Below are 25,837 nucleotides of genomic sequence, written 5' to 3'. Positions count from 1 at the left end.
GAGTGGTTGTTGTGCGTTAACGAGCTTGCTCCAGACCGACGAAGTACCAGCTCCCTTCCCGGATGACCGGATGCTTCTCCTTGACCCGGAAGCCGTGCTCGCCGGCAATGCGCTCAAGCTCGTCTTCCGTCGGGAAGCCGTACAAGTTGTCGTGAGAGGACATGAAGTTATTGAAGGCGGCAGAGAACGCTTTGCCGCTGTTGGTCATATACAGGGGCGTGATCATCGAGACAGACCCCTGCTGACTGAGCAGCTGCCGCGCCCGCTCCAGCAGCGTGCCGCGCTGCTCGGGGCTGAAGTAATGCAGGATGTTGTTCATCATGATCAGATCTACCGGCTCAGCAGGCCCCTCCCATTGACGGAAGTCGCCATGGACGAATTCGATGCGTGTCTGTGGATTGCTGCTCGTTTCTTTGCGGGCTTGCAGGACGACGTCTTCATTCTGCTCGATGCCGATCAGCTTTAGACCGTCGATCTTGGTTGCGAGCTTCAACAGATACCCGCCGTGACCGCAGCCGATATCGAGGATGGACTGGGCTTGGCTCGTTTTGACCCAATGCGAGACCTTGGGAAAGGCGAGCTTCTCCAGCAGCGACGATGTGGCCGCGACCGTCGAACCGAACCTCTCGTTCTCAAAGGACGGTTTCTGCTCCCCCTGGAGCAGCTCGGGGAAACGCAGCAGCGTCGGGATGTGCAGCTCCATCATCTCGTGGAGCAGGGCGCCGACTGACTGCGAACTGGATTTGGACACATACTGCAGCATCGACGGCGCCGGACGGATCCGCCCTTTATCTTGGGTGAGATGACCCAGCACAAGCCCCGTGTCCACCCAGTTTTGCAGCAGCTGCGGGTCCAAGCCGCGTTCGGCGGCGACCACCGCCGCCTCTTCTCCCTCCGCAAAGGCGTCGAACAAATCCGTTTCATACCCTACATAGGCATGCCACGCCGGAAGAAAGGAAGCGTTTTGTTTCATCCATTTGCGGGCCTGCAGCAGCCTTTTCCACTCTTTGATCGTCTCAAGCATCCTTTATTCCTCCATTCGTCTGTCCGGGCGCGGCAAGGCTGGCGGCCTTGGAGAGCCAGGGGTAGTCATCATCCTCCCGGAACCGGCGGGCGAGCCGTTCTGCTGCCGAGAGTGTCGTGCCTGCGGGCAGCAGTCCCAACTGCCGAAAGCGGTCGAAAAGCGTCTCCGGCCATTCACCCAAACCGGAGATGTTCAGCATATATTTGAAATGAAGATAATCCGATTGCTCGATGCGCTTCAGGACATGGCTGCGCGCCCGCTGGATGACCTGTTGGTCAAAAGAATACGCAAGCGCCGAGAGGTGACTGAGCTCAGAGATGAACTGGGCCCGTTCGCGCCGCACCCGCTCGTACCACGGCAGACAATCCTCGACCCGGTGCTGCTCGCGATAGCTCCAGCTCACCAGATGGCCGAGAATATCGGCATCCTGGATCGCCATATTCATCCCCTCGCCGGCCATCGGATGGACATTGTGCGCGGCGTCGCCCATGATGGCGATGTTGTCCTTGATATAGTGGTCGGCATTGTGACGGAACGGGATCATCAGCTGGATGTCCTTCCACCGCTGGATCTGGTCGACGTACCCTTCCAGATCCGGCCGCAGCTCCCGGTATTCCTGATAGAAGCGCTCCAGTCCTTCCCGGCGCATCGCCTTGAACTCCTCTGGCCGGATGAGGAAGACAGTCCGCACCTGACTGTCTGGAAGCGGGAACAGCCCGAGGAAGCGTGCGCCTTGAGAGATGATCGTCGCCTCGCCCAGCGTATCCGGACGACCGAAGGAGACGGTCAGGAAGTGATGATTGTAGTCCGTCCGCTCGGCGGTAGCCCCCATCTCTTCCCGCATCCGCGACACCCGTCCTTCAGCGCCGACGAAGAGATCGGCAGTGACGGTGATCGGACCGTCTGGCGTATCGACAGTGGCGGCGGTCGCACGTCCATCAGCATCCCGGCTGAGTCCGGTGAACGAACCGGGCTGGATCCAGTGGAAGGACGGCAGCGCCTGCGCTTCGTCCAGCAGCAGCTGCTTAAGCGACTCATGGGGATGCATCAGGGCGTAATCGTACGGTGAGGCAAGCTTGCCATAATCGAAGACGATGTCCCGATGCTTCTTGCCGCGAGCCCCGGTGCCTGGAGGAGGGTCGACAGGCTGCTCCTGCATCCGGATCGTCCGGACGATGAAGCTCTCCCGCCGCAGGTGTGCAAGCAGGCCCAGATTCTCCAGGATTTGCAGACTCTTGGGCTGCAAGAGCTCGCCTTTGTACATCAAGCCTGTACCTTGACTTCGCTCAGCGACTACGGTGTCGATGCCTTGACGGGCCAGGATCAGGCCCAGGGTCAAGCCGGCAATCCCGCCGCCGGATATGAACACTTGGCAGCGCATGTCATCTCCTCCTCTCCCGATTGCTCTGTTACGACATACATAACGCATTCCGGCCTGCTTGAAACCTGGACGTTGTAGAACAATATCAATCTCAAATCTACCTAGTGAAAATGTATTAGAGAAAGTAATGGATAGCTTCGTGAGGACGTTTTTGGAGGAAACCCGCAGCGGCAATTTCGGGGAATGTCCCGATTGCGGACAAAAAAAGCACCCCCGGCGCTATACTGCCAAGGCAGTACAGCGCCGGGGGTGCTTCGTCGCGAAATAGATTATTGTGTGGAGACTGTAGCAGGAATCTCCTGGATATTGTCGGTGTCGACATATTTGCGGATGATCGACACCTCGACCCGGCGGTTCTTGGCACGTCCTTCGACCGTCCCGTTGCTCGCAACCGGCTGGGTCTCGCCATGTCCGACGGCGCTGAACCGTTCCGGATCCAGTCCATCGACAGTCAGGATGACGCCGAGGAAGCGGCTCGCCCGGACCCCGCTGAGGTCCCAGTTGGACTCGAACTGATAAGTGGCGATCGGCTCGGTATCTGTGTGTCCGGAGACGACGACTTCATAATCGGGGTACTGGCTCAGCATCTTGCCGATGGCCAGGCCCAGTTCCCGGGACTCGCTCTTGACCGTGGCGCTGCCCGATGCGAACAGGGCGTTGTCGCTGATGACGAGCATCAGCTGCGCCAGATTGAGCTGGGTCTCGAGTTGGGTAGTCAGCCCGTGATCGCGGATGTACTCGTCGAGCTGCCGCTTGAGCTCCTCCAGATCTTGCTGTTCCTTCTGCATGAGCGCTTTGCGCTGCTCCTCGATGGTCCTGTCCAACGGCCCGTCCGAGGGGGCCTTCCCTACGGGGAGCTCCGTCTGCGGCCCCGTGCGGATAACGGCCGGCGAATCGAGTACGCCGCTGCCGGTATTGAAGGCCAGCGTGAACGCTTCGCTCATCTCTTCGAATTTCTTGGCGTCGACCGCGCTCATCGAATAAAGGACGATGAAGAGCGCCAGCAGCAGCGTCATCAAGTCGGCGTACGGGATCAGCCAGGATTCGTCGGCGTGCTCTTCGTGATCGTTATGCTTGTGCCGTTTGCTCACTTACCGCACCTTCTTTCTCACTCAGCTGCAGCCGCTCGGTCGGCGTGAGGAAGACGGAGAGCTTCTGGCTGATTGCGATCGTCGAGACGCCGGATTGAATCGACAGCAGGCCTTCGACCATCATCAACCGGATCTCCATCTCGCGCTTGGACAACCGCTTGAGCTTGTTGGCGATCGGATGCCAGAGCACATAGCCTGTGAAGATCCCGAGCAGCGTCGCGATAAAGGCGGCGGCGATCGCATTGGCCAGCTGGTTCATGTCGCTCATGTCGCCCAATGCGGCGATCAGACCGATAACGGCGCCGAGTACCCCGAGCGTCGGCGCGTACATGCCCGCCTGGGAGAAGATCAAGGCCCCGGCCTTGTGACGTTCCTCGGTGGCGGAGATATCCTCGAGCAGGACGTCGCGCACGAAGTCCTGGTCATTGCCGTCGATGATCATCCGCATGCCGTTGCGCAGGAACGGGTCCTGGATGTCGTCGACCTGGGTTTCCAGCGCCAGCAGACCTTCGCGGCGGGTGATCGTCGCCCAATCCATGAACAGCCGGATCAGCTCGCCGCGCGGCACCAACTGCTGTGCGCTGAACACCAGCTTGAGCAGCTGGGGGAATTTCTTCACCTCCGACATAGGGAAACCGACGAACAGGGAGGCCGCCGTGCCGACAAGAATGATGACGAATGCAGCAGGATTGTATAAGTTGGCCAGCGGCGCATGCTTCAAGAACATCCCGCCTACGACTGCCACGATTCCAAGTACGATACCGATAAGCGTTGATTTTTCCATAAGACACCCCGTCCAGAGAATATGTAGGAGAGCGAACAAACAGCCAAACCAGCCTGGTGATCATCGTATTCGAAAACTCTCTCTACCTATATATCGACAGAAACTGAAATGAGATTAGAGATAAACGTCTGTTTTGTGAGCGAAAGGTGCATAAATGAACTATAATGGCTGTATAGAGCTGTTATTGACGAAAGGTGGCGGAGCATGATGGGTGTAAAGCATGGCAGAGAATATGAAGAGATCCTTGCGGAGCTGACAGAAGCAGTCGGCGCAATCGACAATAGCTACGAGTTCTTCGAAATGTCGCAGGAGGACTGGGTGGCGCTGGGTGAGGGCGAGCGCAAGGAAGTGATGGAGGCGCTGGCCGACGATGTGTTCTACGGGCTCGGCGAGCAGGAAGTGATCCAGGTCGGATCGGGCGTCATCACACACCGGCCCAAGTTCCATGTCATCGAGGTGGCGGTAGACGGCACTGAGGTTCGAATCGTCCGATTGGTGTAAAGATAGGTAGGCGGACCTGTGGTCTGTCTACCTATTATTATGTAAGGAGGCGGCAGGACATATGGCACCAGAGAAGCTGAAGGAAGCAGAGATTGAGGCAGGACTGTCAGAACTCGGGGATTGGCGGCGCGCGGGGGAATGGATGGAGCGGACCTATGAACGGCCCTCCTTCCCGGAGGCGGTAGACAGCGCAGGCAGGGTTGCGGGCATCGCTGAAGAGCTGCAGCACCATCCGCAGATCATCATCGATCATAAACGTCTGACGCTGCGGCTGACCACCAAAGACGCAGGCGGGCTGACCGCGCTGGATCTGCAAGCGGCGGCGCGCTTCGATGCGGTGCTGGATTAGGAGTTTCTAGATTTGGCTTACAACCCTTTACAATATCGGCTGCCTCCCTTACAATCAAATCATAGTAAATGTCAAATTATATGACATGGAAGTGATCGAGGGAGAGCGCATGACCAACAACGACGACAATCAACCGATGCCTGTCACTCCATCCGTGCAGGAGGCTGTCGCTTGCTATCAGCCCGTGCTGGCTCTCGATACCCGGCGTATCATCGGCTATGAGGTACTGGGCCGATCCCGCAAGGGAGAGCGTCTGGAGACGCTAGGCCCGTTCTTCAGCGATCCTCGCGTAGCGACAGAAGACCAACTGCGGATCGACCGGCATATCCGCGAGCAAGCACTGGCCAGGCTGGGCGGAGCGGGGGATACCCCACTCCTGTTCCTCAACCTGAAGCCGACCTGGATGTACCAGTCTTACCAGGAGCATGGTGAACTGCTGACGCTCCGTCTGCTGGAACAGTACGGCGTCGATCCCTCGCGCATCGTCATCGAAGTGACGGAGGAGACGTTTGACGGCTCGGTCAGCACACTCGGCGAGATCATCGATATCTACCGGCAGGCCGGCTGCGGGATCGCGATCGATGATGTCGGCACTGGCTTCAACAACGCTGACCGGATCGCCCAGATCGGTCCCAGTCTGCTCAAGGTCGATATCCACGTCATGAAGCGCAGCGCCAGCCATAGCGGCTACTTTGGCGTGCTGCGCTCCTTCTCCACACTTGCAGAGCAGATCGGCGCCTCGCTGCTCATCGAGGGCGTGGAGACGCGCGAGGATCTCCAACGGGCGGTAGAGATCGGTGCCCGCTACGTCCAGGGCTATCTGTTCGCACCGGCCGAACCCGACTTCCGCCCGGCAGACTGCTTCTCGCCGCTCATCGAGGAAGGGCTTGAGGCCCATCGTCAGCGGCTGTACGCGGTAGAGCAATATTGGCAGGAGAAGAGCAGCCGCCTGGAGCGGCTGATCCGGCGCACACCCGAACTGGCCGATGGGGCTGCTGACGAAGACGCCGGTATCGAGCGATTACTGGACGGGCTCGATTCCGGCTGTATCCGGGTCTATATGTGCCGCGAGGACGGCTTGCAGCTCTCGTCCAACTACCAGCGCGAGTCTGCCGGCTGGATAAGGCAGGTCAATTACAAAGGCGCCAACTGGAGCTGGCGGCCGTACTTCTTTGCCAGTCTGCTGGCCCTCAAGCGGAGCGGTGAAGCGGGCGTCTCGCTGACGTACACCGATCTGGAGACCAAATCCCGGATCCGTTCGATCTCGTTGCAGCTCAGCGAGGAACGGGTGCTGTTCGCCGATATGCTGGACCCGACAGCCGTCCATGGCGGCTGAGCGTCGATTCCGACGATCCAGTCAGGTCAGTTGGGCCGGAGCCGAGACTGCGGATGAGCGGCTAGGGGCTCTTAGACGACACCCTGTGCGATCATCGCATCCGCTACGTGGAGGAAGGCCGCGATATTGGCGCCTGCCACAAGATTGCCCGAGCAGCCGTATTCCTCCGAGGCGACGACGGCGCGCTCGTAGATATTTTTCATAATCTGGTGCAGCTTGCCGTCGACTTCCTCGAAGGTCCAGGACTGACGCATGCTGTTCTGCGACATCTCCAGCGCCGATACGGCTACCCCGCCGGCATTGGCCGCTTTGGCCGGGCCGAACAATACGCCGTGCTCCAGGAAGATATCGATCGCCTCCAGCGTGGACGGCATATTGGCTCCTTCACCGACGGCCTTGACGCCGTTGCGCACCAGTGTGGCAGCGGCTTCGCCGTCGATCTCGTTCTGCGTGGCGCAAGGCAGCGCGATCTCGCAAGGAATCGTCCAGATGCCCTCCCAGCCGGCTGTGTAAGTCGCTTGCGGCCGAACGGTGACGTATTCGCTGATCCGCTTGCGGTCCTTCTCCTTGAGCTGCTTCAGCAGCGCCAGATCGATCCCTTCCGGATCGTAGATATATCCCGCCGAATCACTGCACGCGACGACGTGCGCACCGAGTTGCTGCGCCTTCTCGATCGCATAGATCGCGACATTGCCCGACCCAGAGACGACGACTCGGCTGCCTTCGAAGCTCAGACCGGCGAACTTCAGCATCTCCTGGACGAAATAGACGCAGCCGTAGCCTGTCGCTTCTGTGCGGCCAAGGCTTCCTCCGTAGCGGACGCCCTTGCCCGTCAGCACGCCCGATTCATTGCCTCCGCGGATCCGCTTGTACTGGCCGAACATATAGCCGATCTCCCGCGCACCTACACCGATATCCCCTGCAGGCACATCCGTGTCCTCTCCCAGGTACTTATACAGCTCCGTCATGAAGCTTTGCGTGAACCGCATAATTTCCATATCCGATTTGCCTTTGGGGTCAAAATCCGAACCGCCCTTGCCGCCGCCGATAGGCTGTCCGGTGAGCGCGTTTTTGTAGATCTGCTCGAAGCCGAGGAATTTCACAATATTGGCATTGACGGAGGGGTGGAAACGCAGACCGCCTTTATAGGGGCCAAGCGTACTGTTGAACTGAACGCGGAAGCCGCGATTGACCTGAATCTGGCCCTGGTCGTCTACCCAAGGCACACGGAACGTTACCAGCCGCTCAGGCTCTACCATGCGCTCGAGGACAGCTTGATCGATATAGTGAGGATGCTTGGCGAGAACGGGAAGCAGAGTATCCGTAAACTCCTTTACGGCCTGATGGAATTCAGGCTCATAGGGATTGCGCCGCACGACGCCCTCGTATACGGACCGGATATACTCCGCTGCCCGAGTTTCATGTTCGGTAATCACCGCTGTCATGTATTAAAACACTCCTTCAAGATGTGATTTGCATTATCTGACGTTTCTTTGCACTTAATCATGGATTCTATCGAACCTGACATGGAAATGCTAATAAAAATATTTTATCACCGGACAAAGAAAATTAAATGAATGCGCCAAAAAGCCCTATCATCAAGAGATGACAAGGCTTGTTAAATTTTGACTCGAGGGGATTAGAGCAGATCGCGACGCAGAATCTCTGGCGATTTGGGGGACAGATAGCCGAGTGGAATGTCGAATACTGTCCGGGCTCCCGTCTGTCCTTCGCGGTGGAGACGGTAAGCTGCCCGGGTATAAGCGACGAGCACGCTGGCAGTGAACTCGGGATTGCTGTCGAGCTTCAGACCGAACTCGATGATCTGACGGCTGTTCTCTCCCGTCACGCCGCTGCGGATGACGAAGCCGCCATGCGGCATGCCGCTGTGCTCAGCCTGGAGCTGGGCCTCTGAGATGAACTCGACGGTCGTGTCATAGTCGGCAAAGTAGTTCGGCATATTCACGATCGTCTCGCGGATCTGCGCCTGGTCTGCGCCTTCCTCGGCGACGACATAGCAGGCGCGCAGATGCTTGGCCCTAGTAGGCAGGTCAGGCGTCTCGCCGGAGCGGATCCGCTCGATGACTTCCTGCTGGGGAACCGTATACTGGACGCCCGCTTTGACGCCGGGTACGCGGCGGATCGCATCGGAGTGGCCTTGGCTGACGCCTTTGCCCCAGAAGGTGTACTCCTTGCCTTCAGGCAGGATCGACTCGGCCAGCAGGCGGTTCATGGAGAACAGGCCCGGGTCCCAGCCCGTGGAGATGACGCTGATCGTATCTGCCCGTTTGGCGACAGCGTCGACGCTGTCATAGAACTCGGGGATGTTGGCATGGGTATCGAAGCTGTCTACGGTGTTGAACATGGCCGCGATGGCCGGGGTCTGCTCGGGGAGATCCGTTGCCGAACCGCCGCACAGTATCATGACGTCGATCTGCCCTTTATACTGCTCGGCAGCCGCGATGGATTCGAATTTGATGGTGCTATCCTGGCCGACCTGTGAGGGTTCGCGGCGGGTGAAGACAGCCACAAGCTCCATATCGGGATTTTGCGCGATGGCTTTTTGGACACCTTTTCCGAGATTGCCGTAGCCTACGATACCGACTTTGATAGTGGTGTGCATGATCGTCCTCCTTGGGGGTGAGATAGGTACAAGCCCTCCCCTTAGTATAAGGATGTTACATGAAATGTAAACTATAAATCTCTCGCAGCGCTGTTAGAATCCACCATACAGTGGAATTCAGCGGGTCCCGAAGGGGTCTCGCGCACGTACGAATCCGTGATGCAAAACCCGGCTTTCTCATAGGCCCGGATGGCCCGGCGGTTCCAGGTGAGCACCTCGAGGTCGATCTCATCGCCAGGGGCGCGCCGGATCGCTTCGTCCGCGATCAGGCGGGTCAAAGCACTGCCCAAGCCGTTGCCGCAGAGCCGGGGATGGAGCCCGAGCCCGAGCCGGGTGACGCCGAGCAGCGGGAAGAACTGGGCGAAGCCGAGCAGAGATCCGGCCTCATCCACGACCGCGGTGAATTGCCTGCTGCGGATATCCGGATCGGCCGCTTCGGAGCTGCTGGCGAGCAATGCATCCCAGGCGGGCCAGTCGAATAGATCATAGGGCGGCGCATAACGCCAGCTGCAGATCTCTTCGGCATGCGCGGCGGTCATCGGAACGATCCGCATGGCTGCCGGAACCGGCGGATCGGCGTGCTGCGGATGGGCTTCGGCTCGTCCGGCTGCAGACGGTCGTTGATCTTTCATGAGTGGACCTCCTGTCGGTAGGGTCTTCGTAATCTGTTGTATTCAGTATACCAAATCCGATTCGACTCATGATATGATGGGGGACGGAACGATACACACCATGTGTTACAGCATGAGAAAGAGGCGTATAAATGCGTGCATTAATATGGTTGAGCTGCCTGTCCTATATGGTCATCGGCATGGCTCACGTCGTAGCTGGAGCGGTGCTGGAGCCGATGATGGCATCCTATGGTCTGAGCTATGGCGAAGGCGGACAATTCATTATGAACCAGTTCCTGGGCTTCTTGGGCGGCGTGTTGATCACGCCGTGGGTGACGAGGAGGATCGGCAAGCGGCAGGCGCTGCTGATCTCGTTCGGGATGCTTGCAGCGGTGCAGGGCGCCTATAGTATGCTGCTGCCCTGGGAGTGGATGCTGGCGATCGCGCCGCTGGCCGGGTTTGGCTTCGGGATGACGGAGACGGTGATCGGGGCGCTGGTCATCGATGCGATCCAGGAGAAAAAAGCGTCGGCGATGACGCGGATCGAAGCGTTTTTCGGCATCGGGGCTCTGGCGATGCCGGCGCTGGCGGCGCTGCTGATCACCAGGGGGCTGTGGCAATGGTCCTTTCCGATCGTGATGATCCTGTCCGCCGTGGCTGGGCTGCTCTGGCTGCTGCCGCTCGGCAAGGCGGATGCGCTGCTCACACGCAGACGGGAGAGGATGCAGGAGGCCGCCGCTCATCAGCCCGGCTACCGGAGGGCGATGCTGCCGTTTCTGCTGCTGGGCGTCGCCTACTTCCTGTTCTACGTCGGCATGGAGATGGGCTTCTCCAACTATCTGCCTTCAATCATGATCAATCAGACCGGCATGGATCAGGCGAACGCCGCGATGACGATGAGTCTCTTCTGGGGCCTCATGGTCGTCGGCCGCCTGTTCGTCGGCCGGTTCGCCGATGCGATCGGACATGGACGCTATCTGATCCTGGCTACTGCCGGAGGGGCGGTCGTCTTCGGCTTCCTGCTGTTCTCGACCAGTGTGGCCTGGAGTCTGCTGTTCATCGCGCTCAGCGGGCTGATCTGGTCGGGGGTGTTCGCTATCGGTCTGGTCTACGTCAACGGGCAGCTGCCGGGCATGACCGAGCGCACGACGAGCCTGCTCGTCGCGTGCGGCGGTCTGGGCGGCGCCCTGTTCCCGCGGTTCTCGGGCTATCTGATGGACACGTCGGGCCCCCGCTGGACGCTAGGGATGTATACGGCGATGTCGGCGCTCATGTTCATCCTGATCGCCGCCATGCTGGTCATGGCGAGTCGGCGCAGGGCGACGGCTTAGCGGGCCGGCGGCAATGGGCTGGCATGCTCCGGCCCAGTGGCGCGCCCCAAGTAACAATGTGCACCTTATCGGGCCGCATCCGGCCCGGTGGCGCGATTCAAGTAAAAATATCAGACTGTTGAAAAATAAAGCCTCAAGGTAACGGATCGTTCTTCCGATCGCTGTTGTTCCCAGATTTCTTGAATTTTGGACCCCTTTTAAGGGGGGAAATCCGGGAACAAAGGCGAACGCTGCGCTTCTCCAGAATCGATTCCGCACCCATCGGCGCTTTTTCAACAAGCTGAAATATGCACCATTATCGGGCCGCATCCGGCCCGGTGGTGCGATTCAAGTAACAAACTGCCCCTCGTCGGACCGAAACTGGCACAGTGAGCCAAGTAACGCATCCTGCCAGCCGCTAGCCCGCATTCTGCTCCGGCGGTGCCGTGGGGGCTTTGCTTCCAGTGATCCGGTAGCCGGTGCCGCCTGCCTGCTCGTGCCACATCCGGCGCTGGTGGTTGAACAGGCAGAGCATCACATGGATAAAGACAGCGATGGCCAGCCCCAGGCTAGCCAACGACAGGATCAGCCGGAAGGGCGGCGGGGGCTCGAGATAGGGCACCAGCACCGTGTTCAGTCCCAGGAATCCGTACAGCAGCGTCTGCCGGATGGTGATCTCGCGCAGCTGCAGGTGATCATGCGATCCTACGACGGCGATTCTTACGATGGCTCGGCCGACGGTCCGACCGTTGAACCAGTATGGGACCAGGATGTGATAAGCCAGCACCGCCAAGAAGCCGAGCAGCGGATTGAACAGGATGACAGCGATGATGTAGACTGGCAGCAACAGCAGGTTGTCGATGCCAAAGGCCAGTGCGCGCCGGGTATAGCTGACCCGCTTGGCTGTCAGGTCGAGCGTATCGTCGAGTCGATCCATCCGAGGCAGTCGCTTGGAGAGCCGCTCGGCAATCAGATAACCGACCATCCCGCCAAACGTATTGGTCAGCAGGTCGTCGACGTCGAAGAGCCGGTACGGATGATCGAAATACCCGTAGATGCCGGTCACCTGCGTCACCTCGAAGAAGAGCGAGAGCGCAAAGGCCGCGGCAAGACAACTGAACCAGCGCAAGCGGAAGTAGTAACGCATGAACATCCCAAAGGGGATGGTCAGCATCACGTTAAAGAGGTTCTGAAGAACAGCCCTCTCCCGCAGTAAGTTTATATACTCGAGTGGATTGCGCAGGTTCACATTGGTCTCGCGCAGGATATCGTCGATGAAGAGAAATGGAATCAGCTGCAAGATCTGACCGTCCGGCGGATCATTATGCCGCGTGGGAGGCATCGGAAGCAAGACCAGGTAGATGGCATTCATCAGATAGAGCAGGAACAAATAGAGCAAAAATCCACGCCATTTATTAACGTAGCCATGCCGCCGGTATTGAATGATCAAAAACGGCAACGTAAATAGGAGTGCAGCGACAGGGAACGTCAGAAACGCGTATCCTACCGGGGATAGATAAGGCTCAAGCATGAAGCGCCTCCTTCTGTATGTTATATTATGCAATTTACATAAGTGGGACGTGGCTCAGCTTCTTAGACATTCCGTAAGTGCAAAAGTACCTCTATTCAGATACAACTAGCGTTAAAGAGCTTGGGTAAGTGCAAAAATACACGTATCCACTAACTTATATCCATAATTATCCAATTCCGTGGTGAATAAAGGTACTTTTGCATTTAAACACGCGAGTTAGAGCCAGCAGGGCTAAAATAAGTGCACTTTTGCCTTTACGGTCAAGAGTGGCTGCTGGCGGCAATGATCGTATTTAGACCTGGCTGCGATTTACTGCCCATGTAACTCGGCTTCTGGCGTATCGCTGGTTATAACTCAGCTTACCCTACCTATTCAAGAATGAAAACACGTCGTACGGAGGGATGCACGGGTGGCAGCGGGAGTGGTCTAGATAACTCACTAGGCGATCTGCAGGCATACAAGAAGCTCATCGCAGACGTAGTATTGAAGTGTGTGGGACAAGGATAAATGGGGAGGGCGGCCCTGCGCGATTCCCGCTTTATACGCGGGCGTAAATTCCGTATAATAGGACGCATGAATGTAAGAGAGGCGGGGTACCCGAATGAATAACATTGTATCGTTGAAATGGCTGCTGGCCCGGATGTATGAGCCGGACATCGTCATCGTGGACTGCCGCTTCCTGATGGGCAAGCCGGATGCAGGACGCGAGTTATACGAGACGTCGCACATCCCCGGAGCCGTATATATGGACCTGGAGAAGGATCTGTCCGCACCCGTCGAGGCGGACGGACATGGCGGACGGCATCCATTGCCGGATATTTTTGACCTGACAGTGGCGCTGAGCCGGGTCGGCATCAGCAACGAATCGCGCGTCGTCGCTTACGACGATCAAGGCGGAGCGATGGCTTCGCGGCTCTGGTGGCTGTTGAAGCATCTCGGTCACGAGCAGGTGTACGTCCTTGATGAAGGCTACACGGCGTGGGTCAATGCCGGATTCCCGGTCTCCTCCGAGCAGAGGGTGCTGATCCCCGCGAGGTTCCTGGCAGAGGTCCGGCATACGATGCTGATGGAGATGCCAGAACTGCAGGAACGCCTGGGGGACGGATCGCTGATACTCATCGACTCCCGCGAAGCGCCGCGCTACCGGGGCGAGGTCGAGCCGCTCGACAAGGTAGCTGGCCATATCCCCGGCGCGATCAACCGCTTCTGGAAGGACGGTCTGTCGGAGGACGGCTCCTGGAAGGACGCCGCCGCGCAGACAGAGCGGTTCGCCGAACTGGATAGCGAGAGCGAAGTTGTCGTGTACTGCGGCTCCGGCGTCACCGCCACGCCGAACGTCATCGCGCTGCAGGAAGCGGGATTTACCAAGGTGCGGCTGTACGCCGGGAGCTGGAGTGATTGGATTAGTTATGAGGGGAATCCGATTGCGACAGGAGAAGAGTAAGTGCCGAGAATCCGCTCCTGACGCGGGTTTGGGGGCTGTGACAGGTTGCGAGCAAGCAACCTGTTGCAGCCCTCTTTGGGCTTTTCTGTCAACAGCTTGCAAACAAGAAGCCGAGGAAAGCAGTTGCAAGAACCCCCGGGCCAGTCACGGTGAGGCGGTCGAGTCAGGTGGCTGTTGAGTGAGTGGAAAGATTAAAAGCTTTATTCAGCCACAACCCCTATAAGGTCAAAAGCAAAGCGCTAAGCTTCAAGAGGATTAATTATTTATTATTATGTTTCTCTTGTTGTCACTTCACTGCCACCAGTTGCTACCTTCTGTCACTGTGGTGGCAGTTCCGCGCACTCCTTCTCTGCGGCTCCGAACTTTACTTTTGTCACGCTGTCACCTGTTGCCTCCTGTTCCGGGCTACAAGTTGTTGTGCTACCTTGTTCATCGGTTCGCATCGGTTCCTTCGGGTGACAATGTGACAGAACTTGCTCCGCTGCACCTTCTCTACGGCTCCCGCCCACTGCCACCGCTGTGACAGCAAGTGGCAGTCAACCGGGGCAACGGTACACACAAGTGACTGCCACGAATTTTGGTGGTGATCGGTTCATGGTGACAAATCGAATACTTCTAGAATAAGCAATCAGTCGTTGTCTTCGTCCGATTCAAATTCTTTTTCACCAGTTTCTTCACTTGCTTTTTGGGGGTTTCTATGAAGCCATACAAATTGCTGCGCTGTTTTAAGTTCCGAAGGAGTATCGTTAAATTCCGGATATTGCTCAACAAATATCAAATCACTATAAATTATTTCAAGGGCAACAATAATTGTATCTGGATTGACTACTTGTGTTACTGCCTTGTATTGATCATGTTCAAAGTCATCTTTATGAGACAAACCACTTTCCATTCCCCATGCAGTCGGCAAGTAGCATAATAGTAATTTAATTGCATTTTCTGGATTCTCTTCCAACCATTCTTGAAACCTTGCGTTAACATCCGCTTTATCTCCATATGCACTCCAAGTATAGAGAAGAGGAGTAACGTCTGAGTTGAACTCAGAAATTAATGCGGCTGGACCACCTTCATAACCACTAATCCGTCTAGCCAGGCATTTTCCAATTGTGTCCAGATCCTCTGAGCTAAATCCCCTCTCATTCGGACGGTCATCTTTATCTCGCTTAAACCATCTTAAACATTGGAATCCGAAAGTAACTGGTTCTGCTAATAGTACAAGTTCAGATGCGATTGCTAGACGTTCTTCTTTTGTTGGGATATTAGCAACAAGATCCCCCACGAGCATAGCAGAGCGTGAAAAAGGTGTTGAGAAGCTAAACAAAATATCTGGATTTGGAAATAGCCTTGCTGAGACAACCAAAGCATGTGCTAGTTTTTTAGAAACCTCCGCTGATATATTCGTCGCAAGTTGACGAAGCTTGGATATCACAACTTCAGCGTTTCTCTGATTTATTAATTGAGAGATGCCACGAGTGACTTCATCTATGTTCATCTCACTTATCTTTACAATAAAGTCTTCTAGTTGCTGATCTGAAATATCATCAGGTGGAACTGTATAAGAGAAGTACCGATTAGTATATGAACTCGAACATATTCTCTTTTCTTCTGCCCATGACTTATCCCAATCTGAACCATAATGCGTATTATCGTAAACTGACTGTAGTCGTGGAAATAAGTACGTAAGCACGTCGTGTGCCGATTTTATATTATCATTGGATAGACCCTCTAACGAGTTTGAAATAAGTTGTTTAACCCGTTCCTTCTGTTCGTCATTCCTATGGCCATAACTTTCACTACCGTTACCAAGAAAGAGCGTAGTATATCGACGAATAACATCGTACAGTGTAGGATAAAAAACTCTCACGCCTTCAATTATCATTAAATCTACATTGTTGACTTCACCTTTTAATATCGGTAGGGAGAATGTCAGAATGTTGCTGTACAATTTAGCCTGTCTTGGAGTACTTAATCTTGTCTCTAATCCATTTATAAAGTTACGCACAAACAGTTGGACATCTGCTTCTTTTAGAATAATGCCTGCTTGCGATAACGCTTCTTCAACACCAGAGAAACAATATTTTCGCAACGAAACTTTATCCACTGCTGGTAGCCGCAAGGGAACTTGTATTATCTTCTCTAAGAATGCTTTCCCAGCATGCTGTTGTCCAGACCCGTAGCGATCTTGCAGTGCTGCAGCCACCATTTCATGATCAAATGAGAGAACATATGCCGTATTCTTAAAGTCCGCAGTAAGTTTAACCAAACGGAATATTGCATGAATTTCACTTTTCTCAAGTCTGTCAATATCATCAACGAGGATTACTACTCGGCGATCTTGCTCATCCAATATCCTCTCAATTCTCTCGCGCAAATTTTCTAAGTCAGCGGAACTTAACATATTCCCCAAATTCTCGGCAGCTTCGCCTTGTCCAGCTAACGAAGCTAGTGGTTTTCCAAATCGCTTTATCAGGTCGCCGACTTTTTCAGCGGATGTTGATAATGATCGGTCAATACTGCTGGCTAAATCGAAAAAGAACCCTTTCAGCAGTTGTTCTTCGTCTCCAAATCGCCAAGGGTTAAACTTCATACACACAACATGGGAATGTTGACTTAGTTCATGTTGAATAAAATTTAATACAGATGTCTTCCCTTCACCCCATGCGCCATTAATACCAATGACAATACTGCTTTTGTCTCTTCGTGTAGCAATAACTTGTGCTACCCGCTGTGAGAACGGCCACCGTTTAAATTCATCATTAGCTGGATTTTTTATTGGAGCATCTGATGAATATACATCCACTAAATCGGGCATCTTACCCCCACCTTCAAATAGTTTTGTGAACAAAAACCTACACTAAATATAATAACGCATTTTTATGAAACAATTGGTATTACCACTGTTTCTTAGGGTTAGATAATAATTCGTCAAGCTTCTCCGCTGCTTCCTGCTGTAGGGTCGGGAACAGATGAGAATACCTGTCGAGCGTTATCATAATCGACGAGTGTCCTAGCCGCTCACTGACGGCTTTCGGATGTATCCCAGCTTTAAGCAACAGGCTGGCGTGCGTGTGCCGAAGATCGTGCAGCCTGATCTTTGACAAGCTGACTTTCGTAACAAATCCAGCCATCGAGATTCTACGAAGTACGGGCTGACCGGAAAGCCATTCCGTGTTTGCACAACCAATCGGTAGTCGTTGTGCTCTGTCACGTTCTTCTCTGCCTTCTTCCGGTCTTTTTCAAGAACCAAGCGATGCTTCTTGAGAGCATCCACCACCTGCTGCGGCAAAACAATCGTTCGAATACCAGCGGCAGTCTTCGGCTCTTGCATGATATGACCTACAACCCTGCGAGATCGTCGAACCGACCTCCTACCAGTCACTAGGTCGATATCCTCCCACTTCAAGCCGAGAACCTCGCCTCGCCGCATCCCGGTTGTAGCCGCCAGCAAAAAGATGATGTGAAATCGACTGTTCTTAGTGAACTCCAAAAATTGCATCAATTCCTCGTCCGTCCAAGTCTTCGTTTCACTCTTAGGTATCTGTGGTGGCTTCACCAGTCGAGCAACATTCTTGACTAATAGCTCCCATTTCACAGTTTCGAGCGCATTGTGCAAGACCTTATGGACATGGTTGATTGTTTGTGGAGACAATCGCTTTTCGCCGCTTGCAAGCCGCTCGCACATGCTGCCAAATGTTGCGGCGACAGGTTTACCATCTTGATCTGACCAAGCTGCGGAATGATATGATAGTTGACCAGCCACCGATACGTCTTATACGTTCCGGGACGAATATTCATCTGCTTCTGTGCCAACCACGACGTAAAGAATGTCGCTTTGTCATCCTTGGTCGGCTCGATATAGGTATCCGGGTTTAGCTCGTGGAGAACCTTTTGGAGCGCCTTCTCCGCATCTACTTTGGACTCATACCCTCCCTTGCTCTTTTGCCGACGCTTCCCTTCTCTGTTCTTGCCCATTTCTACCACCCACGACCATCTGTTGCCTCGCTTACTTACGCAACCACGCATCTTACTACCTCCTACGTATACTCAAATTTAGCCGCAAAAAAGAGCCTTCCGCTTCGTGAAAAGCGAGAAGACTCATATCATGTGTTGGACGTACTGGCGAACGTGGTCGGCGGTCAGTTCTTCCAGTTTGAGCGTCAGATATTGTTCGATCAGCCAGCGTTGTAGATAACGGAAGTGGCTTTCGTGATCGTTCAGCGTCCGAGGCTTCAAGCATTCCGTTTTCTTGGCTCGGAGAAACAGTGCAAAGTAATAATCAAGCGGATGGTGCAAGGTGATTGCAGCATAAGTTTACCGTTCGCGTGTTGCCGTTTCCGATGGCATATGAATCGCTCCTCTCAAAATGGGTGCAAAAAAGCCGCCAAAGCTCGGGCGGCGGTGATTGGTTCCTATACTATATGAAAATTATAAAATCATTGAATCCAAGCGGACAATAGATTTACAATTGGTTCGCTTGCAATTAGTCATGGTAGTTGGTATAGTTTATTCATAGAATTAAAGGGGAGTATATACTCATATCTAAATTCTATATGAAATACAAATTTCAAACAAAAGGATGGTTTTATGAAACAAAAATGGTTAGTTGAGTTTGAAGAACATCTGATTTCAAAGAGGGGGTTGAAGCAATCGTCAAAAGATAATTATATGAAGTATATCAAGCGGTTTTTGGATGTAGCGGATTCGGTGGGAGCACATATTGATGCACGCCATCTTTTTGAGGAATCGAACATAGCGACTTATTACGATGTTAAATCAGGTCCTATCGCAAGTGCTGTTCTAACAGCTTTTACAGAATACTTATTAAGCAAGAAAGAGATCAATAAGCAAGAACACCTAATTATTAAAGACAGAATAATTGAATTAAAAAAGCCTTCTGAAAATAAGAATGAAATAGATGTTTTATCCGAAAAAGAAATTGATTTTATTTTAGGGAATAAGGTGAATTACCGATTTATTAATAATCCTGATCGATCTGATCTAGAAATATCCATTGTGGGTCCAGCCATTTGTTCACTTGCGTTATTGGGGCTGGAGCAGAAGGAACTTATGGATTTATTAATTAGTGATTTGGATGTAACATATAACCATTTTCGGATTCGTAACCCTTACAAAGGTAATGATGAACTCTTAGCAGACTGGATAACGCTGGATGAGATCACAAAATCAAAGATTACACGTTACCTTGAATATAGATCAAAGTTAAATGTCGAATCCAATAGATTGCTTTTATTTAAGGGAAAGCCATTGGATACTGACTCTATAAATGAAACCTTTAGAATTTTTCAACGAATAGGGAACTGCGACATCTTTAAGAATGGTGGATATATCAGCGCTCAGTTGCTCGTTCGATCAAAGATTATTCATGCACTCTATAAAACAAATGGAACTTGTTTGATGGACATATTCAGGGTGTTTGGATTGAATAACGCTCAAGTGGCATTTTGTATACGATTGTATTTATCAAAAACAAAGTTAACTTAGAAATACTGCCAACAACCTGCAAACAACGGCTATCCGTCCATAACCCAAATCATCCATCCTTCCGGGTACTACCTTGCCTCAGTAAGGACACCATCGGCGTCACGCAATACCGGATCTATCAAATCGGGGTTCTGCTGGACACCGTCAGTGGCGGAATCACCACCTACGACACCGCACCGCTGGCAACAGGCAACACGTACCACTTCCAGGTGACTGCGCTGGATGCGGCAGGTAATGAAAGTTATTCCGCGCTGGGTGCGAAGACGGATGGCAATTAACGGACGGTTTGATGCCCCAAGCAGAAGCTCCGTATCGTCCGATCGAGGAGCTCGCTGCGAGGGGTATCATTCATGGCACAGCCGAGGATACGTTTACGCTACATGCTCTGGTCAAGAGAGCGGACTTTGTTCTGATGCTTATGCGTCTGCTGGAGCCTGCTGGCGAGGCAGGTGAGCCATTTATGGATGATCCTGACACTTGATAGGCCTCAATTACCGACAATGGCTCCGGCCAGGCCTCAGCATGCGTGGCGGTGTCGTTGTGCTCTATATGCTGTATACGCATTATCCAATCTCACAAAAGTTACACACTTAGCCCACCGTCTACAGGCAGCACGACCCCTGTAACGAAAGAAGCATAATCACTAAGCAACCATGCAGCTGCGTTAGCGATTTCGACAGGCTCAGCTGGCCTTCGGAGGGGTGTCTTTGAACTAATTTGTTCAATAATTTCTGGGTTGATAGAGACCCACTGCTGTATCATATCCGTCATCGTGGTTCCTGGAGCAATGGCATTGACGCGGATACCCGCTGGCCCATATTCGACTGCAGCCGTCTGAGTCAGGCTGTTGACCGCTCGTTTAGATGCCCCGTACGCTCCCAATCCCGGATTTCCCTTGAGGCTTCCCACGCTGCTTGTGTTAACAATCGATCCCGATCCGGCAGTCTCCAGCATTGTCTTAATTTGAGCTTTCATGCACAACCAGACGCCTTTATAGTTAACGGACTGAATTAAGTCGAAATCCTCTTCTCTCTCATCCGCAAGCGGGGATACCGTTACTCCGAGCCCTGCATTATTAAAAGCAGCATCAAGACGACCGAATCTTTCTACCGTAGCTTTAACAGCCTCTTCCGCACTGCTTGCGTACGACAGATCGGCTGTAACATAGGCTGCCTCACCGCCAGACATCGTAATTTCATCACTAACTTTGCTGAGCTCAGACTCTGTTCTTGCGACGAGCATCACTGAAGCTCCTTGTTCGGCAAACAGCCTTGCTGCCTCAGCCCCAATGCCTCGCCCCGCACCTGTAATCATCACGATCTTACCCGCCAACAGCTGTCCTGCCATCGTTGCCATATTCATTCTCCTTACCCTTGGAATTGTTGATCTCATCAACTGCCTTGAGTATACTTTGACTATGAAATGATTACGATAACCTGCTTTATGGTGGGATTGTGAGTGATAGGATAAGGGGGATTCAAAAGGTGAATGACAGTGAGCGCCGGGCAGCACTGGGTAATTTCTTGCGGGATCTGCGGTCCTCTCTTTCTCCCCTGGATGTCGGCCTTCTGCCCAGCAATCGTCGCCGCACACGAGGCCTGAGGCGGGAAGAAGTCGCCGGGATAGCCAACATTGGACTATCCTGGTATACAAGGCTGGAGCAAGGTCGCGATATTCGTCCGTCGGTAGGTGTATTGGAAAGCTTGGCTTCCGCGCTCAAACTGACTCCAAATGAGCGCCGACATCTCTTTGTGCTTGCTGGAGAATCGCCGCCTCCTTCATCGACGATTGTGGAAGAGAGGATCAGCTCTTCTATCCAGGACATGCTACATGCATTAGATCCGAATCCAGCCTATGTCATCGGAAAGAAATGGGACTTTCTAGCTTGGAACAAGGCGGCAGCGGCTGTTTTTACCATTCATAAGTTGTCGCCCCCGCACGATTATAATCTCATGTGGCGTCAATTTACCGATCCGGTGTGGAAAGAAGGCACAGAGGATTGGGAGCATGTCTCGCGGAGAATGTTGGCCGAGTTTCGAACAGCTAGAGCGCGTTATCTGAACGACGCTTCATTTGATATATTAATCGAGGATCTAAAGAGAACGAGTGCCGATTTTATGATGATGTGGCAGGATCACGAAGTGCCAAGCTCCCTTGACGGCTACAAGAAGCTTATTCACCCCGCTCTAGGAGCAATTGAATTTGAGCATATCACGCTGCAATTTCCGAATGAACCCGATCAGCGGATCATGGTTTATATGCCTCTTTCAGAAACAAAAGTTCGTTTAGAACGTTACCTTACGCATCCTCACACAGAAAAATAAAGTAAAATCGTGTATGCAGCCGTACACAGCCTGTTCGGAAAAAGAGCGGTACTCGACACAGTTCGCGGATCAGTGAGCGGTATGGTGGTTGACGCAAAACCGGATCATGCCGTGATTCAAGAAAGGGATTCTACCTTCTTCGTTCGTTTGCGCGAGGTCGTCTGGATGATGCCAGAAACCGGCAAATAAGATAAAGCGGCTGCACCGGATGGCGCTTTTGCCAGGACGGCAGCCGCTTTCTTCTTTTTTACATACGTATATAGTACACTAAGGAAAAATTGGAGATCGGAAAGAGGGTTGGCGCAATGATCCAATGGTTCCGTCGCAGACGCCGCCAGAAACAATTAAACAAGGTCAAACCCGGCGACGGGTCTGCGCTTAAACCGTTCCGCATATGGGAGTTATTGACGCGTTCTTTGTTTTACGCGAAATTGAAGGAAGAGGATGGCGAGGTTCATCTTTACGCGGTAAATGTGGACTTCCTCAGCGATAATTCCCCCGCCGAGCTGTATCGGGACGGCAAGCTAATCGCCATGTCGGGGCTCCCTGTCGCCTACCGCGTTCCCGGAGGCGTGATCGAAGTAGCGATAACGCTCTTCGGTCTTAAGAGGATGCACTATGTCATGGAGAATGAAGAGGAGCATGTGCTCTATCCGGATCGAAAAACGGCGGAAGGGTTGCGCCTCGCGTTAGACAAGCATTTTCCGCGTACGAGCAAAGGGATCGGTGTGGCGGCCGTCGTCATCTTGTTGCTTTTGCTTGTGCTGGGGCTCCCGCAGCTTGCGGCATCCATCTCGCAAATTCCCTTTGTTTCCGACAACATCGGTTCGTTTGAACTTCCTTTTGTTATGCCGGATTGGGTAAATGTTACGTTGACAACGGCTGGAGTATTGGCGGCCGTGGAGCGTGCGTTGATGCTCAAAAACCATTGGCTCGTCGATATGGACTCGAACTGGTGGGGAGCCTGAGGAGGTTTTGAAAGAACCATTGGCATAACCCGATCTACAGCTGAGCGACTGGATCAGTTACGAGGAGAGTCCAGTCTCGACGGGCGACGAGTAGAAGCGGAGCAAGGCTATACAGTAGCTCAAAGACGAATACACCGCCACACAAGCTGTCGCTTGGAGCGGTGTATTTTGCTATGCCGCCATTGACGCCTCCATCACCACATGATATATTGTGAATATACAACATACACAATTTTATGAGGAGGTTTGGCATGCTTGCATTAGACGTTCGGAATGTAACCAAATCCTATCCCAACTTTCAAATACAGAACGTTTCGTTCCAATTGGAGCAGGGGTACATTATGGGCTTCATCGGGGGCAATGGCGCAGGAAAAACTACGACGATAAAATCGATCTTGAAGATGATTGACATCGATAGCGGCGAAATCTTCGTCAGGGGAAAGAACATGGCCGACCACGAGATCGCCTTGAAGCAGGAGATTGGATGCGCCTTTGGCGATATTGACTTCTACACGCGCAGCAAGATCAAAACGCTGACCTCCATCACCAAGCGGTTCTATACCAACTGGGATGATGCCACTTACTACAAGTATCTAAAACGATTCAAATTGGATGAAAACAAAAAAATCGCCGAACTCTCTACCGGTATGAAAGTAAAGTACAGTTTGGCTCTGGCGTTGTCCCATGGCGCGAAGCTGCTCGTGCTGGATGAACCGACGAGCGGGCTCGACCCCGTCTCGCGGGACGATCTGCTTCATCTCTTCCAGGAGCTTATCGCGGGCGGCGAGTTAAGCATCCTGTTCTCCACGCATATTACCTCCGATCTGGAGAAATGCGCCGATTTTATCACCTTTATTGATAACGGACGTATCGTCGCCAGTTCGGAAAAACATGATTTTGTGGAATCTTACCGCCTGCTCAGCGGCAGTGTGGACCAATTGCATCAAGTAAAGGATCGGTTAATTGCCTGCAGAACCAATGCTTTCGGCTTTACCGGCTTGATTCATGCTAGAGATTTCGATCCGTCCTTCGATCTGAAGGCGGCCACGCCAAGTATGGAGGAGATCATGGTGTATTACGCAAAGAAGGAGGAGACCCATGTTTAATCTGGTCATAAAGGATATGAAGCTTGGCGTGAATCCCTGGTTTTTTGTTTTGCCTCTATTGACGGGCGCCTTAATGCTCGTTCCCGGCTGGGTCTATTTTTTCGTCCCGTTTTATTTTTGCTGCATCACGGTGCCGAATACGCTGGGCGGATTTAAAAGCCAGAACGATCTGATGTTTAGCTCGATGATGCCCGTGACCAAACAAGATATCGTGCGGGCACGGATCACAGTGATTGTCATTCTGGAGCTGATGCATCTTCTTGTGGCCATGCTATTCAGTGTATTTACGTTCCGTTTGTACCCGGACATATCGTATTTTTTCTTCTCGCCACACTTGGGGTTCTGGGGACTATGCTTCATGATGCTCGCCATCTTCAATCTGGTGCTGTTACCCATGTACTATAAGACAGCGTATAAATACGGGGCTGCCACGACAGCATCCAATGCGGCCGCTCTTCTATTTGCAGGCATAGCGCAATGGATCGGCATTCAGAGTTCGTGGGCCAATGACATGTTCTATGGTCCGGGGGTAGAGAATACAGCGCTGCAACTCTCGATCCTGATGGCAGGCGTGCTTATATTCGTCGCATTCACCCTGTTGGCTTACCGCATGTCGGTGAAGCGATTTTTAAAAGTGGAGCTCCTATGAACGTCACGATTTCGAATCGCTCCGAGAAACCGATCTACCAACAGCTCTATGAGCAGATCAGCGCCCAGATTCTGAAAGGCGAGCTCGAAAGCGGCTATGGCTTGCCCCCTATTCGTCAAGCGGCCCTGGAGCTCTCGGTCAGTGTCATCACCGTCAAGAAAGCCTGGGAAGAGCTCGAACGAAGCGGGTTAATCCACACTGTCACAGGCAAAGGCTGCTTTGTCGCCGATTTCACCCCCGAGGAAATGCTGCAAATACGCAATGAAACCGTCCGGAAGCAAATGGAAAACGACATCGCCTACTACAAGTCGTATGGTCTCACGCTGGATGAAGCCATGGCGATGATGAAAGCGATGTATTAACTTCTCCGGCTGGTGGTTGCAATCCTCGCAGCAAAGAATAGACGGAAGCACGAGCAATCCGGCATCCCCTCCATACACTGGAGTGAGGAGGCCTGGTCACTATGGGTTATCAGAGTACAACCATCAAGAGCAAATGGGTAAAAACAAAGTGGCTGCTGAAGAAAAAAGAGGTGGGGAACTATGTTCCGCATACCCTGCTTTTTAACCGCGGCAATCTGGACCGCATGCTGTCCAGGCATGCAACCGTCTACTTCAAACCTACCGGCGGCTCCGGCGGCTTCCATATTCATCGTATAAAAAAACGGGAGCATGGCTACCAAGTTCAACATAATGCAAAGCATAATCATTACTCGACTGTGAAGGGGCTCTACGGCTATCTCAATCAACGCCGCCGCGGCCGCTCCTACTTGCTGCAGAAGGGCATTCAACTGGCCACGGTGAACGGCAGACCTTTCGATATCCGGGTAATGGTGCAAAAATCTCGCGCGGGCGTGTGGAAGAGCACAGCGATGTTCACGAAGATCGGGAAGCCCGGCAAAGTCGCAACGAATTACAACCAAGGCGGGGCGATCGGGTATTTCGGAGAGACGCTGTCGAGAGCCAACTTCAGCAAGGAGATGATCCTGCGCAAAGAACGGGAACTCAAGAACCTCGGCAGATCGGTCGGACACATATTTGATAAACATAGCAGCGGATTCCGGGAGCTGGGCCTTGATGTGGCGCTGGACCGTACAGGGAGAGCCTGGATCCTCGAGGTAAACACGAGGCCGCAGTTCTACCCGCTCAAGCAAATGAAGGATAAAACCATGTATCGCCGTATTCTGGCACACGGGAAACATTACGGAAGGAAAAAGTAAATAAAAACAAAAAAACACCGCCATCCAGGCTCATGCCTGAGGCGGTGTAGTTGCTGTGCCTGGAGGGAGAACGGCGCATCAGCA

28 protein-coding genes are annotated in these 25,837 nt (G+C 53.2%); 15 read left to right on the top strand and 13 right to left on the bottom strand.

The annotated features are described in order from the left end of the window. Nucleotides 1-16 precede the first annotated feature (16 nt). From ABC336_RS14345 to motA, 4 genes are all read right to left on the bottom strand, one after another. Entirely contained in the window at nt 17-1,024 is a 1,008-nt protein-coding gene (locus ABC336_RS14345; RefSeq protein WP_413239292.1) for a class I SAM-dependent methyltransferase, read from the bottom strand. Next, on the bottom strand, nt 1,017-2,405 hold the full coding sequence (locus tag ABC336_RS14340; protein ID WP_413239291.1) for an FAD-dependent oxidoreductase: 1,389 nt from the start codon (nt 2,403-2,405) through the stop codon (nt 1,017-1,019). Before ABC336_RS14340 ends, ABC336_RS14345 begins: the two co-directional genes overlap by 8 nt. Nucleotides 2,406-2,674: 269 nt before the next feature. Then, nucleotides 2,675-3,496 (bottom strand): flagellar motor protein MotB, encoded by an 822-nt coding sequence (locus tag ABC336_RS14335; RefSeq protein WP_413239290.1) that lies wholly within the window; start codon nt 3,494-3,496, stop codon nt 2,675-2,677. Then, nucleotides 3,474-4,280, bottom strand: coding sequence for a flagellar motor stator protein MotA (motA, locus tag ABC336_RS14330; RefSeq protein WP_413239289.1), 807 nt, complete (start codon nt 4,278-4,280; stop codon nt 3,474-3,476). The genes ABC336_RS14335 and motA overlap by 23 nt, the downstream gene beginning before the upstream one ends. Nucleotides 4,281-4,487: 207 nt before the next feature. On the opposite strand from motA, the gene ABC336_RS14325 reads away from it, so the two are divergent. The 3 genes from ABC336_RS14325 (at nt 4,488) to ABC336_RS14315 (ending at nt 6,466) form a co-directional block, all read left to right on the top strand. Next, the gene (locus ABC336_RS14325) at nt 4,488-4,781 is read left to right on the top strand and encodes a hypothetical protein (RefSeq protein ID WP_413242516.1); all 294 of its coding nucleotides are present in this window, start codon (nt 4,488-4,490) and stop codon (nt 4,779-4,781) included. A 61-nt stretch (nt 4,782-4,842) separates the two neighbouring features. Then, a complete protein-coding gene (locus tag ABC336_RS14320; RefSeq protein ID WP_413239288.1) occupies nt 4,843-5,130 on the top strand; it encodes a 4a-hydroxytetrahydrobiopterin dehydratase in 288 nt (95 codons plus the stop codon). 109 nt (nt 5,131-5,239) lie between these two features. Next, nucleotides 5,240-6,466 carry an EAL domain-containing protein gene (locus ABC336_RS14315; protein WP_413239287.1) on the top strand — a complete coding sequence of 409 codons (1,227 nt, stop codon included), beginning with the start codon at nt 5,240-5,242 and terminating at the stop codon, nt 6,464-6,466. Between the two features lie 71 nt (nt 6,467-6,537). Here the strand turns inward: ABC336_RS14315 and gdhA are convergent, their stop codons facing one another. The 3 genes from gdhA to ABC336_RS14300 all read right to left on the bottom strand — a co-directional run bounded on the left by gdhA (nt 6,538) and on the right by ABC336_RS14300 (nt 9,643). Continuing rightward, on the bottom strand, nt 6,538-7,911 hold the full coding sequence (gene gdhA / locus ABC336_RS14310) for an NADP-specific glutamate dehydrogenase (RefSeq protein WP_413239286.1): 1,374 nt from the start codon (nt 7,909-7,911) through the stop codon (nt 6,538-6,540). A gap of 194 nt (nt 7,912-8,105) precedes the next feature. Next, the gene (locus tag ABC336_RS14305) at nt 8,106-9,089 is read right to left on the bottom strand and encodes a diaminopimelate dehydrogenase (RefSeq protein WP_413239285.1); all 984 of its coding nucleotides are present in this window, start codon (nt 9,087-9,089) and stop codon (nt 8,106-8,108) included. Nucleotides 9,090-9,160: 71 nt separating this feature from the next. Continuing rightward, nucleotides 9,161-9,643: a GNAT family N-acetyltransferase gene (locus tag ABC336_RS14300; protein WP_413242515.1), complete on the bottom strand. Its 483-nt coding sequence runs from the start codon at nt 9,641-9,643 to the stop codon at nt 9,161-9,163. 209 nt (nt 9,644-9,852) lie between these two features. Here ABC336_RS14300 and ABC336_RS14295 point away from each other — a divergent pair, with 209 nt between their 5' ends. Beyond that, nucleotides 9,853-11,031: an MFS transporter gene (locus ABC336_RS14295; protein ID WP_413239284.1), complete on the top strand. Its 1,179-nt coding sequence runs from the start codon at nt 9,853-9,855 to the stop codon at nt 11,029-11,031. Nucleotides 11,032-11,428: 397 nt separating this feature from the next. On the opposite strand, the gene ABC336_RS14290 is transcribed toward ABC336_RS14295, so the two are convergent. Beyond that, nucleotides 11,429-12,541 carry a VanZ family protein gene (locus ABC336_RS14290; RefSeq protein WP_413239283.1) on the bottom strand — a complete coding sequence of 371 codons (1,113 nt, stop codon included), beginning with the start codon at nt 12,539-12,541 and terminating at the stop codon, nt 11,429-11,431. A 601-nt stretch (nt 12,542-13,142) separates the two neighbouring features. Here ABC336_RS14290 and ABC336_RS14285 point away from each other — a divergent pair. After that, the gene (locus ABC336_RS14285; RefSeq protein ID WP_413239282.1) at nt 13,143-13,985 is read left to right on the top strand and encodes a sulfurtransferase; all 843 of its coding nucleotides are present in this window, start codon (nt 13,143-13,145) and stop codon (nt 13,983-13,985) included. A 628-nt stretch (nt 13,986-14,613) separates the two neighbouring features. Here ABC336_RS14285 and ABC336_RS14280 read toward each other — a convergent pair. The 4 genes from ABC336_RS14280 to ABC336_RS14265 all read right to left on the bottom strand — a co-directional run bounded on the left by ABC336_RS14280 (nt 14,614) and on the right by ABC336_RS14265 (nt 17,957). Further along, nucleotides 14,614-16,797 carry a KAP family P-loop NTPase fold protein gene (locus tag ABC336_RS14280; RefSeq protein WP_413239281.1) on the bottom strand — a complete coding sequence of 728 codons (2,184 nt, stop codon included), beginning with the start codon at nt 16,795-16,797 and terminating at the stop codon, nt 14,614-14,616. A gap of 79 nt (nt 16,798-16,876) precedes the next feature. After that, entirely contained in the window at nt 16,877-17,086 is a 210-nt protein-coding gene (locus ABC336_RS14275; protein ID WP_413239280.1) for a tyrosine-type recombinase/integrase, read from the bottom strand. After that, entirely contained in the window at nt 16,993-17,481 is a 489-nt protein-coding gene (locus tag ABC336_RS14270) for a site-specific integrase (RefSeq protein ID WP_413239279.1), read from the bottom strand. The genes ABC336_RS14275 and ABC336_RS14270 overlap by 94 nt, the downstream gene beginning before the upstream one ends. A 92-nt stretch (nt 17,482-17,573) precedes the next feature. Next, the gene (locus ABC336_RS14265) at nt 17,574-17,957 is read right to left on the bottom strand and encodes a tyrosine-type recombinase/integrase (protein WP_413239278.1); all 384 of its coding nucleotides are present in this window, start codon (nt 17,955-17,957) and stop codon (nt 17,574-17,576) included. A 612-nt stretch (nt 17,958-18,569) separates the two neighbouring features. Here ABC336_RS14265 and ABC336_RS14260 point away from each other — a divergent pair. From ABC336_RS14260 to ABC336_RS14250, 3 genes are read left to right on the top strand one after another with little or no spacing between them, the layout of a single operon-like run. Next, entirely contained in the window at nt 18,570-19,487 is a 918-nt protein-coding gene (locus ABC336_RS14260; protein WP_413239277.1) for a hypothetical protein, read from the top strand. Further along, complete coding sequence (locus tag ABC336_RS14255) at nt 19,448-19,765, top strand: hypothetical protein (RefSeq protein ID WP_413239276.1); 318 nt, start codon at nt 19,448-19,450, stop codon at nt 19,763-19,765. Before ABC336_RS14260 ends, ABC336_RS14255 begins: the two co-directional genes overlap by 40 nt. A gap of 11 nt (nt 19,766-19,776) precedes the next feature. After that, a complete protein-coding gene (locus ABC336_RS14250; RefSeq protein ID WP_413239275.1) occupies nt 19,777-19,968 on the top strand; it encodes an S-layer homology domain-containing protein in 192 nt (63 codons plus the stop codon). Nucleotides 19,969-20,069: 101 nt separating this feature from the next. On the opposite strand, the gene ABC336_RS14245 is transcribed toward ABC336_RS14250, so the two are convergent. Continuing rightward, nucleotides 20,070-20,843, bottom strand: coding sequence for an SDR family NAD(P)-dependent oxidoreductase (locus tag ABC336_RS14245; protein ID WP_413239274.1), 774 nt, complete (start codon nt 20,841-20,843; stop codon nt 20,070-20,072). A 128-nt stretch (nt 20,844-20,971) separates the two neighbouring features. Between ABC336_RS14245 and ABC336_RS14240 the strand changes: the two genes are divergently transcribed. The 7 genes from ABC336_RS14240 (at nt 20,972) to ABC336_RS14210 (ending at nt 25,753) form a co-directional block, all read left to right on the top strand. Next, a complete protein-coding gene (locus ABC336_RS14240) occupies nt 20,972-21,811 on the top strand; it encodes a helix-turn-helix transcriptional regulator (protein ID WP_413239273.1) in 840 nt (279 codons plus the stop codon). A gap of 9 nt (nt 21,812-21,820) precedes the next feature. Beyond that, complete coding sequence (locus tag ABC336_RS14235; protein ID WP_413239272.1) at nt 21,821-22,000, top strand: DUF2642 domain-containing protein; 180 nt, start codon at nt 21,821-21,823, stop codon at nt 21,998-22,000. Between the two features lie 116 nt (nt 22,001-22,116). Further along, on the top strand, nt 22,117-22,779 hold the full coding sequence (locus tag ABC336_RS14230) for a hypothetical protein (RefSeq protein WP_413239271.1): 663 nt from the start codon (nt 22,117-22,119) through the stop codon (nt 22,777-22,779). Nucleotides 22,780-23,030: 251 nt separating this feature from the next. Next, the gene (locus ABC336_RS14225) at nt 23,031-23,885 is read left to right on the top strand and encodes an ABC transporter ATP-binding protein (protein ID WP_413239270.1); all 855 of its coding nucleotides are present in this window, start codon (nt 23,031-23,033) and stop codon (nt 23,883-23,885) included. Next, entirely contained in the window at nt 23,878-24,534 is a 657-nt protein-coding gene (locus tag ABC336_RS14220; RefSeq protein ID WP_413239269.1) for an ABC-2 transporter permease, read from the top strand. Before ABC336_RS14225 ends, ABC336_RS14220 begins: the two co-directional genes overlap by 8 nt. Beyond that, nucleotides 24,531-24,896, top strand: coding sequence for a GntR family transcriptional regulator (locus ABC336_RS14215; RefSeq protein ID WP_413239268.1), 366 nt, complete (start codon nt 24,531-24,533; stop codon nt 24,894-24,896). Before ABC336_RS14220 ends, ABC336_RS14215 begins: the two co-directional genes overlap by 4 nt. 101 nt (nt 24,897-24,997) lie before the next feature. After that, nucleotides 24,998-25,753 (top strand): YheC/YheD family protein, encoded by a 756-nt coding sequence (locus ABC336_RS14210; protein ID WP_413239267.1) that lies wholly within the window; start codon nt 24,998-25,000, stop codon nt 25,751-25,753. Nucleotides 25,754-25,837 lie beyond the last annotated feature (84 nt).

The organism is Paenibacillus jepli, from assembly GCF_047238105.1.
Taxonomy (GTDB): Bacteria; Bacillota; Bacilli; order Paenibacillales; family Paenibacillaceae; genus Paenibacillus_D.
This window is presented reverse-complemented; position numbering and strand designations above follow the sequence as displayed.